The organism is Flavobacterium glycines, from assembly GCF_900100165.1.
In the GTDB taxonomy this organism is placed as follows: Bacteria; Bacteroidota; Bacteroidia; order Flavobacteriales; family Flavobacteriaceae; genus Flavobacterium; species Flavobacterium glycines.
The window spans coordinates 21,848-38,890 of sequence record NZ_FNEO01000002.1 but is presented as its reverse complement, the minus strand read 5'-3'; the positions used below and the strand labels follow the sequence as shown (position 1 = coordinate 38,890).

Annotated in this window: 8 protein-coding genes; all 8 read right to left on the bottom strand. The window is 35.7% G+C overall.

All coding sequences use genetic code 11. The features are described 5' to 3' along the window. Window positions 1-103: 103 nt before the first annotated feature. The 8 genes from BLR17_RS08770 to BLR17_RS08735 all read right to left on the bottom strand — a co-directional run bounded on the left by BLR17_RS08770 (window position 104) and on the right by BLR17_RS08735 (window position 16,965). Complete coding sequence (locus BLR17_RS08770; protein ID WP_066329901.1) at window positions 104-2,794, bottom strand: DUF4962 domain-containing protein; 2,691 nt, start codon at window positions 2,792-2,794, stop codon at window positions 104-106. A 22-nt stretch (window positions 2,795-2,816) separates the two neighbouring features. Next, entirely contained in the window at window positions 2,817-4,199 is a 1,383-nt protein-coding gene (locus tag BLR17_RS08765; RefSeq protein WP_066329903.1) for a sulfatase family protein, read from the bottom strand. A gap of 277 nt (window positions 4,200-4,476) precedes the next feature. Next, window positions 4,477-4,731 (bottom strand): hypothetical protein, encoded by a 255-nt coding sequence (locus tag BLR17_RS08760; RefSeq protein ID WP_066329904.1) that lies wholly within the window; start codon window positions 4,729-4,731, stop codon window positions 4,477-4,479. A gap of 94 nt (window positions 4,732-4,825) precedes the next feature. After that, window positions 4,826-6,724, bottom strand: a complete 1,899-nt coding sequence (locus BLR17_RS08755; protein ID WP_066329905.1) for a RagB/SusD family nutrient uptake outer membrane protein — start codon at window positions 6,722-6,724, stop codon at window positions 4,826-4,828. Between the two features lie 16 nt (window positions 6,725-6,740). After that, entirely contained in the window at window positions 6,741-9,881 is a 3,141-nt protein-coding gene (locus BLR17_RS08750) for a SusC/RagA family TonB-linked outer membrane protein (protein ID WP_066329906.1), read from the bottom strand. A gap of 446 nt (window positions 9,882-10,327) precedes the next feature. Next, on the bottom strand, window positions 10,328-11,215 hold the full coding sequence (locus BLR17_RS08745) for a heparin lyase I family protein (protein WP_066329909.1): 888 nt from the start codon (window positions 11,213-11,215) through the stop codon (window positions 10,328-10,330). A gap of 34 nt (window positions 11,216-11,249) precedes the next feature. Then, entirely contained in the window at window positions 11,250-13,226 is a 1,977-nt protein-coding gene (hepC, locus tag BLR17_RS08740; protein ID WP_066329911.1) for a heparin-sulfate lyase HepC, read from the bottom strand. 136 nt (window positions 13,227-13,362) lie between these two features. Then, on the bottom strand, window positions 13,363-16,965 hold the full coding sequence (locus BLR17_RS08735) for a heparin lyase I family protein (protein ID WP_066329912.1): 3,603 nt from the start codon (window positions 16,963-16,965) through the stop codon (window positions 13,363-13,365). Between the last annotated feature and the right edge of the window lie 78 nt (window positions 16,966-17,043).

The following is a 17,043-nucleotide window of genomic DNA, read 5'->3' as shown; positions in this document are numbered from 1 at the left end:
TTATTTTCTTTTAAATAATATTTATTTTTCTCGTTAAAAGAGAACAACAAGTTAGGCAATTTGGGGCAAAAAAGTAATGTTATTATAATTTAAAAGAATAGGCCTATTTTAATTTTCGGTCATATTTGGCAACATCTGGTAATTCATCTACGGCTTCTTGTTTGTTCAATTTACTTCCTTCCATTTCTAATAATAGAGAACTTCCTGTAATACTGGATTTGTAAACTTTCCCTTGAAAAAATACGGCTAAATCACCATAGTTAAACAGGGATTTTGCCTCTTTACCAATAACCTGTAATGCAGCCGTTTTTTCACCATCTAATTGTGCCTGAATATCCCAATCGCCAACTTGTACATGAGTTAACCCTCTTTTATTTGAGAGCGTTTTAATCACTTCGGTTTTTCCATCTTTAACTTGGATAATGGTTAAATATCGGAATTTTTGTTTGGCTTCCGAAGTAATGCCTGCATGCCATTGATCTTTAAAATCTTTAATCTGACCTTCGTCATTGGTCACTTTATTCCAATTAACTGCTGGTTCAAAAAATTTGTTGTGAATATTCATTTTCAAAGAAGTATTCGCAAAAACACTTGCTGTCACATTCCCCAAATCAGTTTTTACCGTAAAATTTTGTTGGTTGGCGTTTGCAGCGTTTGTTCCTTCGATGGTATAATACGGACAGTGAAATTGTGTGGTCCATTTTACAGGCTTATTGGCTTCTAATTCATCATAAAGAATAATATAACCACCATCCAGCTGCAATAGGTGTCTGCGGTATAAAGTAACACCCGATTCGCCGTAACCGTTTTCTTTACTTGGAACTAGCTTAATTTGTTTGAATCGATCCAACCAGAAATCACTTTTTATTTCGCCATAAGCATTGCTGGCATCGCCCAAAGCATATTGAATACGTTGTCCTGAAATAGCTCTTGGAATCCAACCATAACCTTCTTCGCCAATTTTTTGGTTTAGACTATCAGCTAAAATGGTATTGTAAGCCTTAGAAGTACGGTAATATAAAAGGTTGTGTTTATCACTAAAATTACTGTAATAACCCGTTCCGCCAAAAAGTACTTTGCCTTTAAAATTAATCGTAAAAGCATTTTGCGAAGCATGACCGTGTCCTGAAGATCCAAACGGACTACTGAACAGATAACTGCTTATACTTTTATTAGCTTTTGCTAAATTTTCGTGCATGGCTACCACACCTACATCAGCAAATTTTCTGGTTTTAGGCAATTGAGTAGGCGAGGAAATAGGAAGTTCTCTGTTAGGTTTATAATTCAATAATCGAAAGAAAAGGAAATCATCTGTACCATGAAAATAATCAGGGTGATATCTTTTTATTCCATTAACATAGTCATTTAAATAAGGATTATTCATTCGGTAAGTTAGCGCATCTGCAAACCAGGCTTCACCTTTTACAATGTAGGGAACGTTTTCCCACATATCGCCTATAGCGGTAGTAGCAGCACCGTTAGGATGGGTGTACAACATGTAATAAGGCAGGTTTTGCATCCATGGTAATTTAAAATAATCGACTCCACTAAAGTCACCAAACATTTGTGATAAATAAATAATCGACTTAAAATTGACCCTGAAATAACCATTGCCTTCATGCCAGCCTCCATCGGTTGTACCTAAAACAGGAAAACGTGCCGACCAGACTTCATACATGTAGGTAAGCCATTCTTTGGCTTCCGGAACATCATTGATTACTGCCACCGTTGCAATAGCCAGGTTACGCAAGGTAATTTGCCAAACGTGATTGTCACTTACATGTAATTCAAAACGATTAGGCAAATGATTATAAACTCTTTTAGCTCTAATTGTAATACTATTTTTGAACTGTTCTTTTTCCTGTGGCGTTAAGAAATCATATCCGGCATCGTAGAACCAACCCAGGGCTTCTAACACAGCACCACTGGTAAAATCATCCCTTGTAGCCACACCATCAGGATTCATATTGGCAATATTTAATGCTCTGCGTTTGGCATCCAGAATAAAACGTTTGTCTTTTGTCAGCTGATAAGCAATACACAAATTACGAACCGGATTTCCCACGGCATCACCAAAACCGTGATACATTCTTTCGATAATAATTTTTTTCTCCAATGGTGTTTTTCCGGTAGTATCTATGACCCTTTGTGGTTTTTCAGTAGGAAGCGGAGCCAACATTAGTTTTTCGGCAAATACAATGAATTTTTTAGCTTCTGGATTGTCCAGATTATTGCGATAAAAATCTTCCCCAATGCGGTTCATACCCCATAAAAGAGGGTGGGAGCCTTCATTTCTTTTCAATACTTCACTAATTGGAGGAGATACTTTTTCATTAGCATATTTGGCATCCACCACAAAATCATAAACAGCAGACCAGGTCCATTGATTGCTGCCTTTTAAAGCATAACCGTATTTCCAGTACCATTTTCCCGGTCTTAAAGCCTGATGTAGTGGATAAACCGCCCAACGTTGCTCTGAACTGCTAAGTAAATCGTTGTTGAAATTTTTATCACTGGCAAGCATTACTTTGTAACGCACATTACCAATATTTGGATCTTCAGGCACATCACTGCCACTTTCCATTGGCTTAACCATTTCTTTGCCGTTAGTTCCAGGCCACAGTAGGGCAGGTGCATTGGTTGGTACCGTTATTCCATTGACAGGATAAGGCCATTCGCGAACTCTGGAATGTAATTTTTCTGCTGTTAGTTTAATGTTTGCGGACTTTTCTTGACAGAAAACATGGATTGCAAGTATCAATAATGCTACTACAGCTATTTTTTTAGGTATCATATCTTTATTTTTTTAATCGGATTTATAATCCTGAATCAAATGTGTCTCCGTTTTTTTTGCACCATTGCTTTAAATAGTTTCGCATGGCAACAAGCTGTTTTTTGTATGATTTATTTACCGCTAAATTGTTGATTTCTCCGGGATCGTTGGTTAAATCAAATAATTGTTCTTTAATTTCTCCTTTGTTGTAAACAATATATTTAAAATCTTTAGTAATCACAGCTCGGCCACTAATGCCTAATAAATCTTCATTATCGGCAAAATCAGTTTCAATAACTAGTGTATCGCGTAGTTGTAGTTCGGGATTGGTTATTTTTTTGCTTAAGTCTATTCCTTTTAAGTAAGTTGGTTTGGGTACTCCGGTGAAACCACATATTGTTGGGATAATATCGATACCGTTGCAAACTAACATATCATCCGTTCGGGGAGTTATCGAACCATCCATTTTGGAGATGATAAAAGGGATTTTAGCCGCTTCTTCATATAAAATTTGTTTTTGGTTCCAACTGTGTCCTGCATTGCCATCGCCATGATCGGCGGTGAAAATGATAATGGTATTTTTTTCGACACCATATTTTTTTAACGATGCTAATACCATTTCGATATAATTATCAACTTTTTCGACTAATCGGTTGTAAGCCCATCGGTATTGACGCCATTTTTCGGGTGTATAATTGACAGAAGGGTAGGTGCGTAAACCGACTATTTTTTGTTGATCACGAACAATTTTGGGTTCGTGAGCAGGTATTTGCCAGTTTGCCGGTAATGGCGGACACTGATCTGCCGGAGGAGCATCTTCTAAAACATCCATTTTTAAATCTTCATCTCTTGCCCATTCACAAATATCATGTGGGTTCAAAAAAGAAGCCACGAGTAAAAAAGGATTGTTCTTATTTTCTTTGATAAAACGAGCACAAAAAGAAGGTGTTGCCGCATCATTATAATCTAAAAAGTCTGTGTTCTCAATGTATTCAAAACCATGTTGGCTTTTTTTAGTGGTTGGTACAGGTAAATGCCATTTGCCTACATAGCCTGTTTTATAGTCTCCGTTTTGAAAAATTTTACCCATCATTAATAAATCTTCAGGCCATTGTCCATCTTTTACAGGGGCATTCCCTATAAAACCATTTTCAAAAGGCATTTTTCCACTCATTATTGCCGCACGGGACGGACTGCATAAAGGTTGAGCGCAATAAGCTTTAGTAAAACGAACTCCGTTTTGAGCCAGTTTATCCATTGCCGGGGTATGTAAATTTTTATTTCCGGCTATACTCATCGCATCGGCTGTTTGTTGGTCGGTCATAATGATGAGAATATTGGGACGACTGTTTGTTTGGGCAACACTAACCCAAGGCATATTTAAGCCTAACAGACATAGAAGCAATAGGTGTTTTTTGATTTTCATAATCTATGCTAATTTTATTGAATAACTTGTAAATGATATTACGAATTTAGCTATCTGCATCTGAAAGAGGTTTTGATTTTGTTCAAAATGCTATTAAATTTAGTTAAAGCCTGTGTTTTATGTGTAATTATAGTTGTAATTACTTATGATTTTATATTATATGGGGACATTTCTTAATTAATTATAAGTTGGTGTTAAATGACAAAATGTTCAAGAGTGGTATTTATTTAAAAAAGAAATGCAGAGCTTTTGAGGCTCTGCATTGGATTATTGGTTATTATTTTTGTTTTGAGGATTTTCCAAAATCCCTCCATATTTCAAATTGCTCAGTGGTGAGTATTTTTCTTTCTTCTGCCGTAATATCTTTTTTCCAAGCTTGCAGTTTTTCTTTTTTCTGTTCCTCAGAAAGCGTTGGGTCTTCTTTAATTGCTTTTTGACCATTACCATTTTTAGCAATTAATTCGTGCATTTTTAATTTATTTTCATCACTCAGTTTCATTACTGTAAAAATAGAATCTCTTTGTGCTTTCATATTTTTGGGTTTGTTTTGCCCAAAAGATAAGTTGCTTATTAACATTAAAATGAATAATAGAATTGTTTTCTTCATCATTGCAGTTGATAGGGGATTAATAATTAGGATTTTGTCTTGTTATACCTTTGTTGACATCCGTTTCATTTGTTGGAAAAGGATATAATTCGTGTTTGAATTTTTTAAAGTTGTCAAATGCCGGATAAGGATAAGTGGTTCTGACTGCCTGAACCGCTGTTTTTGTTTCAGTTATCTTCTCAGCTAAAATTCCCCAGCGAATTAAATCGGCTCTGCGCATTCCTTCGCCCGAAAGTTCCCAGGCTCTTTCCTGTTGTATTGCTTTTAGGAAATTAACTTTATCTAAACCGGAAAGATTAACTTGTGTAGCTGTTGGTTTTGTCAAAAGTGTTGCTGTTGCAGTGGCTCCGGAACCTTTTCCATCGGTACTAGTAATTGTTACTGTTGGAGCAGAAGTATATCCATCACCAGAACGCAGTAATGTAATTGCTGTAATGCGTCCGCTAGATACTGTTACTGCAGCAGCAGCTGCATCAGTACCGCCACCTCCTGTAATATTGATTACAACAGTAGCTGCTGATGTATATCCTGTACCCTGATTTCCTAAAGTGATACTAATTCTGCTACCGGGAACGTCTAAACCAAAACCTCTTCTTCTTACTTGATTAATGGCATCATATGCTATAGCATTAGGCCCGTTATTTAATTCATTTTCGACTTCAGCACGCATTAATAATAAATCAGAATAACGCATAATTACCCAGTTGATATTGGTACTAATTCTTTCCTGAGGGGCATTGGTTTGATATTCTCTACTCCATTTGGCTGTTGTCCAAGTTTGGTCTTGTGTGGTTGTTACACGGGCGAGTTTGTTTCCAAGAGCGTCAAAAATATAAGTTGCTATAGAAAAATCTCTTCGTTGATCTCCTGCTGCGAAGCTAGTGTAGAATGGTTTGGTTATTAAACATCTAGCGGCAGTACCTCCATAAAAACCGTTACTAACCGTAGGAACAGATGGTGCATTGAAATAGCCGGACCAAGAAGTGTTAGCCAATATTGTACCTACTGCTGAGTTATAAAAAGCAACCTGAAAAATATTCTCGGTAGGTTCTAAAACATGTTGGCACTGGTTTTTAAAAACTCTGGAGTATGAGGTATTTAACTTATATGGATTTTGAGCCATAATATCATTAATTTGCTGTTGTGCTATTAGGTAATAATCCTTGTAATTGTCAGGGCGTGTGATGTTTCCATCAGCTTTTAATGAATAGCCTCCGGCAAACAAAGCAACTCTGGCAAGCATTGCTTTAGCGCCCCATTTGTTGATGCGTTCATCGGTAGGCATGGCTTCAGGCAATACAGCGGCTGCTTCTGTCATATCTTTTATAATTTGCCCATATATTTCATAACGATCAACTAAACCCGCTTTGAAGTTATCTCCTGATTGTGAACTTTTGGTTTTAAAAGGTACATCACCCCAAAGACGGACTAATTCAGAATAGTAAAAACCACGTAAAAATTTAGCTTCTCCGAGCATTCTGTTTAATTGCGTTTTTTGGCTTTCGGTACCTTCCGTATAAAGCTTCATTTGCGGTATTTTTTCAATTACTACATTAGCACGATCTATACCAGTATATAATTGACTCCATACAGTGTAAAAAGTTACAGTTTGGGAAATTCCTTTGTAATGAGGTATTGTTCTCCAGTCAACATCGGTGTCACCACTAATTTGGATAATATCAGTATCAGCATCAAAAACTAAAGGAATATTCCAGCCGTAAGTATCCTGAAGAGACATAATTTGATATACGCCTAATGTTGCCATATAAGCCTCGTCTAAATTAGAGAAAAAATTAGCTGATGTGGAATAGGAATAAGGAGTAGTTTCTATCTGATTATCACAAGAACTAAGTGGTAGCAGCAGTGCAACTACGCCAACAGCTAAAGTTGTTTTTAGGGAAAATATTTTATGTTTCATTTTTTTAGATTTTAAATTAGAGTGAAATATTTAGACCTGTAATAAAAGATTTTGCTTTTGGATAAGCACTAAAATCAACTCCGGGAGTTAAGGCATTGTTGATTACACTTACTTCGGGATCGTAGCCTGAATATTTCGTAAATACATATATATTATAAGCAGTCAGATAAAATCTCATTCTGGATATTTTCATTGCGGTTAGCCATTTTTTAGGTAGGCTATAACCAATACTAATGTTATTGATACGTAAAAAAGAACCGTCTTCAATAATGTCGCTATACAAACGACCAGTTGTATTTCCGTTGTAAACAGGATTTGTTTTTCCTGTGTTTAAAGCTGCTAATTCAGTAGGATCAGTTACTCGTTGTCCCGCTGCATTGATGGTTGTCCATCGGTCAGCAAATCGGGCTAATGAATTTAAATTTTCAGTATTAAGACTTGCGTTGTTCAAAACATTAGCATTAAAAATATCATTACCTACAGTAAAGTTCAGAAATATACTTAAATCGATTCCTTTATAAGTAAAGGTGTTATTTAAACCTCCAGAGAATTTAGGATTTGCATTTCCTATTGCGGTTCGGTCTAAATCATTTATTACACCGTCTCCATTCATATCTTTGAATTTAATGAATCCCGGTTGTGCTGCTGCACCATTGTCTTTAACTACATCTGATTTTAACGTATAAACTCCACTTGTTGTATTGTAATCAAAATCACTTACCTGATACAAACCGTCTCTTACATAGCCGTACATGATACCTACAGGTTTTCCTACCTGCAATATAAAGTCGTTTACAAGAGGAGCATAACTATTGGTTAATAGTGAAGTTTCTCCTTCACTCAGGCTAAGTACTTTGGTTTTGTTAAATGCTATATTGAAACCGGTATTCCAACTAAAGTCATTCTTTTTAATATTGGTTGTGTTTAATGTAAATTCTAAACCACGGCTGGAAGTAGAACCTATATTTTGGAACTGATTTGTAAAACCGGCATTGGCTGGAATACGAGTGTTATAAAGTAGGTCCTTAGAACGATTATCATACCATTCAGTGGTAAGCATTATTCTTTGTTTAAAAAATCCTAAATCTAAACCTATATTAGAGGATTGAGTTGATTCCCATTTTAAATTTGGATTAGGAAGATTTTTTTGAAAAGCAGCAGAAACAGTTTGATTGTTTAAAGGATATGATCCTGTATCAAAAATACCTAATGCTGCATAGTTAGCTATTCTGTTATTTCCTGCCTGACCATAACTTAAACGCAATTTAAAATCAGAAAATGCAGTTGCATTTTTCATGAAATTCTCATTGATGATTCTCCATGCAGCAGATACTGCCGGAAAATACCCCCAACGATTGTTAGTTCCAAATTTAGAAGAACCATCTGCTCTTACACTTGCAGATAGCAAATATTTATTATTGAATGAATAATTTGTTCTGGCAAAAAATGACATGATTTTGTCATCTTCAGTAAGTGATGTTGGTATTCCGGGAACAGTACCCATATCTAATCTATCCCAACCTGAATTTACAACCGGAAATGCAGAAGCACTAACCGAAAGGGCTTCAGAATAATTATAAATATATTCCTGACCGGCAGTAATGTCAAACTTATGATTTTTACCAAATGTATTATTGTAGGTAATGGTATTGTTATAATTAAAACGGCTTGTAAGAAGTTCCGAAATACCTCCAAAAGCACCACCACTTCTGATTGCAAGAATACCAGAACTGTCATTAAAATATTTACTTTTAGTATTATTATCAGTTAAACTCGCTAATCCTCTATAAACTAAGTTAGGAGTAAGGTTGTATTGCAATTGTACACTTGCATTGATCGCTTTTTTTACTGATTCTCTTTGTTGACTTGAAATGGAAATTAATGGACTTTGTAAAGCGAGGCCGGTGTCTAATGGATCCAATGATAAATTTGCAAGTTCATCATCTGATCCTAATAGCCCATTTACAGGGCGGTATCGCAATACATTTTGTAACATGCTCAATCTTGGATTTCCACCTTCGCTTGTGCCTAATCCGGTAATTTTTTGGTTAGAATAGTTTACAATACCATTAATCGAAAACTTTTTACTTACGTTATGGTTTATCGATATTTTAGCAATATTTTTTCTTGAAGCACTTCCTTTCATGACACCTTCATCATCATTTAAAGAATAGAAAATGTTGAATTTAGTTTCATTTCCACCACCATTGATACTCAATTTATGGTATTGACTCATGACCGGATTTCCAAAAACTTCTTTTTGCCAGTTTTTACCAGCTCTGTTTGCATAAAGTGACTCTAGCTGATCAAAAGCACCATAATTATTTGTAAACGCAGCCAGTTTTACAGGGTCAGAAACTGATCTTTCGTAGGATAATTGAACAAAATCATATGGATTCATTACAGGGATTTCGGAAGTCACTTGTTTAATACCTGCATAAGTATCATAATCAATAGTTACTTTTCCTGATTTTATTTTCTTTGTAGTGACTAATATTACACCGTTTCCACCCTGAGCACCATAAATAGAGGTTGACGAAGCATCTTTTAATACATCTATCGATTCAATATCCATTGGGTCTAAAAAGCCCAATCCTCCGGTTTGTGGAACTCCATCAATAACATACAGAGGTTCGTTACTTTGTGTAATTGACATTCCTCCACGTATTTTGATTGAAGGGTCAGCACCTGGTGTACCATCGTTCATATTAACTTGCATACCGGCAATGCGGCCTTGTAAAGCCTGAGCTACGTTTTGTACCGGTACTTTAGCCAGTTCTTCTCCTTTTACAGAAGAAATAGCACCAGTAAGATCTTTTCTGGATTTGGTTCCATAACCCACCACTACAACCTCATTAAGACTGTTGGTTTCATCCTGTAATTTGGTATTTATAGTTGTTCGACCGTTAAGTTTTTCTTCAATAGTTTTGGTACCCATAAAGGAGAAAACCAATATTGCATTTGGTTTCACTTTAATTTGATAAAAACCATCTATTGAGGTTACGGTACTGTTTTGAGTTCCTTTTTCTAAAATAGTTGCTCCTGGCAATGGCATATTTTGCCCATCACTTACGACACCTTTTATGGTTATATTTTGTTGCGCAAATACAAGGCTGCAAGTGGCAAGCAACAAAAATAAGAATATAGTCCTTTTCATAATTTTGTTATTTAGTGAAATAGAGGTTAACCTATTTCTGAATTGGTAATGATTTAATTAAAATTATAGTTTTGATTTGTAGTATTTAAGAATACTCCAAAATTGTTTTTTTCATAAAGTTTGGTTTTAGCATTTGTTTAGTTATAATGTTTTTAAAATGGATTAATCAATTATTCATTGATTTTTAATTTGATACCGTTAATTAACATTTGTAAAGTTATAAATCAGTTGTTCTTTTTAGTTTTGAATATGTCCAAAATACTATTGAATTTGATTAAAAGTGTTTTTAAAAGCTTTAAAATGAGTATAAAACCGAATGAATTTTGGGGGTTGTGAGTTGCGGTATTTTAAAAAAGACTTTTTTTTGTTAGCTTTAGTACGTACAGTTTATTTAAAAAACATTATTAAGTCTAAAATTGTTGCTGTTTTTTTTAGCTTGTCAATAGTTATTGTAAAGGAAGCTTAATAATCCTGATATTATCATGATATGCAATGCGGGTGAGAATATTATCGCTGGTAATTAAATTGCCGTTAGCATCATATCCTGCTTCGCGATATAAACCCCATTTTATATATCCGTATTGACCTGGATATATTTCGGGATTGCCAGTATAAGTGGCATAATTGTTTTTTTCTAAAGCAAGATTATAGCTAGTTTGGCCGGGAAGTTTGGTGTAAATTTTTAAGTAGCCTGTATTGGTTGTAGCCCATTTTACATCAATACGAAAGCTAATCCATTGATTAATATATGGTCTAAAGTCATTAATTAAATTATCCTGATATGAAGTGTTTCTTGTTACGATGGCATTGCGTTTAGTAAGGATACGTACAGGGACTAATGCTCCACCGGAAACTTTAAGTTGGAAGATATTATCTCCGTAAGCGGGTTTTGTAGAATCCCATTCTTGCCAGTCTTTTAATAATACCATAAACTCATATCTACGTTCATCACCAGGCAGATATTTAGCATTTGGAGCATTAACAGCATCGCTTTCACTTCGGTAAGCTTCATTAGAGTAATAGTCAGGATTACCTAATATTACTTTATGAGCTATGCGATAGGTACTGGGAACACCAACAATATAAGCGGCATCATTTGCTGTGGCATTGGTAGGATTTATGCCTGTAATACCTGAATCTACTGTGCCTGATTCATAGTTTACATAGAGTAAGGTGTCACTTTCATTGACAGTTAAATTTAAATTACTAGGTGTGGAAGTATTTTTTTTTTCAGATGTATTATCAGAAATTTTTTGATCATTATCACATGATACGATTAAAATTCCTGTAAAAATAGACACGTATTTTTTTAGAATGTAGACTGTTTGCTTCATGATTTTTTGGTTTAATTGGTTAATAGCTTTTACATTATAGTAGGTTTGCTTTTAAATTGGTTTTCTTTCCATCAATAAATACTGAAAGATTGATGTTTCCCTTTTCAAAATCATTTCCTTTGTTTTCTTTAATTTCAATTTCAGGTGTTTTAGTACCGTCGAATGGATAAACTATAGTTGTAAAATAAGCTGTTTTGTCATCATTTTTAATTTTTTCGAAAGCAAAAGCAGGTCTTGGAATTTCTTTTGCATAAGCATACGAAACTTTTCCTTCTTCTTTGTTAAGGCTAACTTTATCTGAGTTTACTGATTGAATTAAAAGGTTGTTTCCGTCTGTATAAGTAGTACAAACACTGTTTTTTATTTTGTTAAAAACAGGATTACTATCTTCTTTTAATTGAAAATGTACTTGTACATTCCCGGTTGCTTTACCAATGGCTTTATCAATAATTAAAAAATACTTTTGATCTATAAAAAGAATACTGCGTTGGTGATTCAAATTGGTATAACTAGGGTTGGTGTAGGTTAAGATGTCCAGCTTTTTACCCGTTTCCCATTTGTTTTGTTCCGCCTTCGTAATTACCATGTTTTGGTTGTCGAGTGTAAGGGTCGAGTGTACTCTGGTTTGACGATACCAGTTTCTCATTTTTGTGATTTCAGCGTCTCCGCTGTAGATATAACAACCTGCATCAGGTGTAAAATTGCGTCCTTTTACCCAAAGTTCGAAAGTTCCATTGTCAGGTTGTGCATGAAATTTTCCTTCAGGACCAGCCTTTACAATCATTACTGTCGATTTGTTATTCCAACCGTTTCTGAAGGTATAAAATCCAGCATTTTCCAGTGCAGATGATAGAAAATCGATAGTGCCTGCTTTGCCGTCGGTGGCAAAGTATTGTAGCAAATTATTTTCGGGAAATAGTTTTGACCAAGATTGGAATTGTTTCATTCGGACATCTTTAGTAGTAAGCCAAGAATCTCCAAACATAGGATTGTTATAATCAGGAAAGGAGATTTTTGCCGTTGCCACAGCCATATTTTCGATTGTTTTTACATAGCTTTCCGGAAATTCCTTTGCTACACCGGCCATTTTAGCCGAGTTATAGGCTTTCAGGAAAATTTCAATACTGGCTACATGATACGTTGGCGAAAGTTCCCATTGCATTCCATCATTTAAAACCTGTAATTTTATTTCACGGTTTAATATCTCAATACCGCTTTTGCGCCAAGCTTCGGCATTTTTAAGTTCAGGGAAGATGCTACCTGCTACTAGAACTCTTTGGGCTTCAAATAATAAATGATTACCTTCTGCGCTGTAATGTTTAGTAATATAATTGGCTTGTTGGTGAAACAGGTTTAAAAACTCTAATAAAAAATTAGCTGTGAAATGAGGGGAGTTTATAAATAAATTAAAAGTTCCGGGCAAACTTTGTGTACGATCCGAAACTTCTAAAGGACGCCAGGCATAACGATCGTTTTCCGGAGATAAACCTAAAGCATTTTTTTTAGCCCAATCTTTAAATTGAAAAATCCATTCTTTAGCATATTTTTCGTCACCACTGCAGCGATAAGCCATTCCCATAGCTTGCCACCAGGTTACTCGGTGTAATTGCCAGCGCACTTCGTTGTCTTTAACCGGCCAATATTCCCAGTTAATGTCTTTGCCATAATCATAATAGCCATAACCTTTTTGAGGTTGAAATTGGTGTTCTAAGGCATTATCTGCTTTTAACTGATTGGCTTTGCCAATGTCTTTTCCTCTAAATCGAGCTTCATCGCCAATATTAAAATCAGTATGTTTGATGTTTTTTCGGTTGCGGTAATAAGTAAGGAGTTCTTTGGCAGCTTCATCATATTTAGCTGCTGTATAAAGTGCGTTCACTTTTTCTAAGCCATGATAAGTCAGGTTGATATTATCGAAACTATCCTTAGATATTGGCAATTCCTGAGCTTTGACAAAAGATATTGCTATAAATGAAAAGCTAAGGGCTATTGTTTTTTTTAAATTTATCATCGGGTTGTTAAATTGATTATTGTCAATTAAATTCTTTTAAAATGAATAAGAAGCTACTATAAATTGGTTGTTTTTAATCAAAAAATAATAGCCTCTTATGATTCTATTTATCTATTAAGTTAAGTAAAAAAACAAATTATTGTTTGATTAACTTAACTGTTTTTTTATTCTTGCCTTGAATTATCTCGGTCAGGTATATTCCTGATTTTAAATTGTTTCCAAAGCTTATGGTTTGATTAGGATTTACTTTTAATAAGTTGATTCTTCTTCCTGAAATATCAAACACATTTACAGCAACAGTTTCTGCAGAATTACTGCTAATAGTAATGTGAAATTCTGTATCTGTAGGATTAGGACTAACCATTACAAAAAATTCGTTTGTTACTTCTTTTGCAAGTTCAATATTTTTTTTACTGCTCAGCGTATAGCAATTTCCCAGGTAACAGCCGTGCGCCAAATGATCAGCAACACCAATTGTTGAGATGCAAAGACTTTTATCATGGTTAGGATTGCTGCTGTGGCATAGTTTTACTTTACCGTCTGCACAAAGAATATCGATTACAGTTATTTCTTTGGTTACAGCAAAAGAACAACCTAATGCATCTGTAATTGTAGCTGTATAACTGTGTACTCCCGGAGTTGAAGGATTTACTGCAATACTTGCGGTTGTAGCACCATTACTCCACGAATAGCTATAAGGTGCTGTACCATTAGCTGGTGTTGCAGATAAGGTTAGCGAAGAAGGACCATAACCCAAATAAATTGTATTAGCCTGACCTCCACGACTTACTGCATAAATATCAGCAATGTCTGCCGTTAATTTGCTGTTAATTGTAACGGTAGTTGTAGCTGTATTGCTATTGCCTGCATTGTCAGTAACAATCCATGTTATTGTTGAAATGCCTACATTGAAATTCCCACTGGCATCTAAGCCATTTCCGTTTCTTATAGTAGCACCGTTAATTTGATACGTCACATTGTTTGCAGTACAATTATCGGTAGATGTTGCTGCCGGAATGGTGTAATTACCGCTTGCTTCATAACAAAGGTTAATTGCAGCAATGACGTGTATTTCCGGAGCCTGTGTATCAGTTACGGTTACTGTTTGTGTTGTTGTTGCTGTGTTACCACTTGTATCGGTTGCTTTCCAGTTTACTGTTGTAATACCAATAGGAAATAAGGCTGGTGCATCGTTAGTAATGGTACCCACGGCACAGTTATCAGTAACAGTAGGCTGAACTAATATTATATTGGCACTACATTGATTTTCATCATTGTTTACGATTATTGCAGAAGGTGCGGTGAAAATAGGCTTTTCTGTATCATTAATTTTTATTGTAAAAGAAACAGTAGAACTGTTACTGCATTCATCGGTGGCTACCCACTTAACGAGGGTTTCTCCTTTGTTAAAAATTTGATCAGCCAATGAGCCGTTACCGCTACCTGTAGTAGCTCCGCTAAGTGTATAGTTGTAAGTAGTTTTACTGCAGTTGTTTACTGCGATTACATCAAATTCATTAGTTTTTACAATATAGGTGCTATAACCGGGGTCTGTGCTTTTAGTTATATCCGATTTTTCAGGAATATTAAAAACAGGTTTAACCCGACCATTGAATGAAAAATCGTCGATACCTACCAGAGGAGTTCCGCCTGTTCTGTTGGAACCATACCAATACAGACGAAAAGTGATAGATGTTTGAACGTTAGACAATGAAGACAGGTCGTAGGTAAGTGCCGTAGCAGTTGTTCCGGCAAAGCTTTGAGGAGTTGTAATATCATTAGTAAAACCGTCCAGACTGGATCGCATTACAAACATACTAGGGTCAGCAGTGTTTCCTTTTCTCGCTGTGAATTTAAGATTAGAAAAATCGATTTTGTAACCACTTGCCGGTTGCAATTTAAATTCAAAATACTGACCAGGATCAAATGGAGTAGCGGGGTCTGAGGCCAATACTTTATTAGTCCATCCATTTAATAAAACTCTGTTGCTAAATACGCCGGCGGTGTTAAGACTGCTTTTTGTGGCATAAAAGAAACTAGGAGTTGTACTTCCGTCATTTACGATATTGGAATTAGAAATATTTCCTATGATAACAGGCGAACTAAAATCAATAGTACCATTTAAAGTATTGCCCCAAACTTGTACTGGTGCGCTGTTATTATTAAGTTCATAAATTCGGATATCATCATGGTAAATGATACGTGTTGCTACGTTAGGAGGATCGGTAGTAATAGACTGACCTGGGCGGTACAATCCCCATTTCAGATATCCTGAAGGATTTTCTTCAGGAACATCCTGATTGAAAGTTCTATGATTACTAATTTCATAAGCTAAAGTATATTCAGTTTGACCCGGTAATCTATAATAAACCTTGTAATACCCAGTGGCATCCGTTGTCATTTTAGCATCCACTCTGAAATCAATCCATTGATTGATATACGGACGAAAATCCTCTATAATTGTTGGCTCGATATTATCATTTGGAATGCGAAAAGTAATACTATTACGCTTGGCACTCAGATACCAGGCAGGGTTTTCACCTCCACTTTGTTTGCCTTGAAAAATAATATCACCATTTTGTGCCATACCCGGTGTATAAGGCTCCCAGTCTTTCAGTAAAAGACTAGCTTCAAAACGACGTTCATCTCCGGGATAATATTTGCCACTATCAAACATTTGAGCAGTAGCAGCTTCACTTCGCCAATGATTGTCGGAAAAATAACCAGAGTCTCCAATGGTTACGCGATGTGCTATAGCATAATTTCCGGTACGACCAGGACTCACTATGTATTCGGCATCATCAGCAGTTGCATTTGTAGTATTTAAATCTAAAATTCCAGAGTTTTCGGTTCCACTTTCGTAATCAACACTAACAAGGGTATTGGTAACAGTTGCAGGTGGTACAGGAGGTGTAGGTATTAAAGAATTGGAGTAACTGATATCATCAATATACATTACAGGAGCTGATGAACCTGCACCCACATTTAAAAAAATAATTCCATTAATTGTAGTTCCCTGTGGTAGTAAACCAGTTCCGGGATCAGCATTGATTAGTACTTTCGTATTATCAATCCAGATATCAAAAGTTCCGGCAGCCAGATTGTGTGTGGTTGGAGTACTTCCATTTTCAGTAATATATGATGCTGAGGTATTACTGTTGTTCATATAAAACTTCAAAGTGTAGGACTGATTTTTGTTGATTGTTGTTTGAGAAAGTCCTGTTGTATTATAGTTAGGGCTGGTAGATGATGAAAGCCAATCCAGATTGACAGCTGTTGCATTGAGAGTGAAACGCAATGAAGCGAAGGTTTGTGCTACGCTGATGCTGCTTCCGGAGGTAAAATTACTTCCATTGCCAAAATACAGCAAAAACCGTCCATTGCTTCCTGTTAGGATATTTATTTTACATTGAAAAGCAGCAACTGTTGTACCGCTAAATGGAGCTAAACCAAATTTGGCTCCTGAAGCAGTTGTTCCTCCGGTTATTTTTAGCTCGGCTCCGTTACCACCTGCCCAATTGGAGGAAGTTAATTCTATTGGTCCTTCAGTAGTTGATGAAGCTCTTACAGCAGCATTACCGCCTCCTTCCAGTGGTGTGGGTAAATAACTGCTACTGTAGGTTGTGGATGTGTAAGGAACTGCAGCGGCAGTACCAAAGTCATACAACCAGGAAGAGTTTTGTGCTTTTGTTTCTAACAGAGCAAATACACAAATCAAAACAAGTAAACTTTTTTTCATAATAGTTTGGTTTTAGGGTTAATCAAATAAGGCTAATTTTTAGAATTGGGTTTTTAAGTCTGTTTCTTAGATTAGCCA

Bases quoted from the DNA above. Each gene is read 5' to 3' on its own strand.
- BLR17_RS08770 (WP_066329901.1), bottom strand. From the start codon at position 2,794: ATGATACCTAAAAAAATAGCTGTAGTAGCATTATTGATACTTGCAATC.
- BLR17_RS08765 (WP_066329903.1), bottom strand. From the start codon at position 4,199: ATGAAAATCAAAAAACACCTATTGCTTCTATGTCTGTTAGGCTTAAAT.
- BLR17_RS08760 (WP_066329904.1), bottom strand. From the start codon at position 4,731: ATGAAAGCACAAAGAGATTCTATTTTTACAGTAATGAAACTGAGTGAT.
- BLR17_RS08755 (WP_066329905.1), bottom strand. From the start codon at position 6,724: ATGAAACATAAAATATTTTCCCTAAAAACAACTTTAGCTGTTGGCGTA.
- BLR17_RS08750 (WP_066329906.1), bottom strand. From the start codon at position 9,881: ATGAAAAGGACTATATTCTTATTTTTGTTGCTTGCCACTTGCAGCCTT.
- BLR17_RS08745 (WP_066329909.1), bottom strand. From the start codon at position 11,215: ATGAAGCAAACAGTCTACATTCTAAAAAAATACGTGTCTATTTTTACA.
- hepC (WP_066329911.1), bottom strand. From the start codon at position 13,226: ATGATAAATTTAAAAAAAACAATAGCCCTTAGCTTTTCATTTATAGCA.
- BLR17_RS08735 (WP_066329912.1), bottom strand. From the start codon at position 16,965: ATGAAAAAAAGTTTACTTGTTTTGATTTGTGTATTTGCTCTGTTAGAA.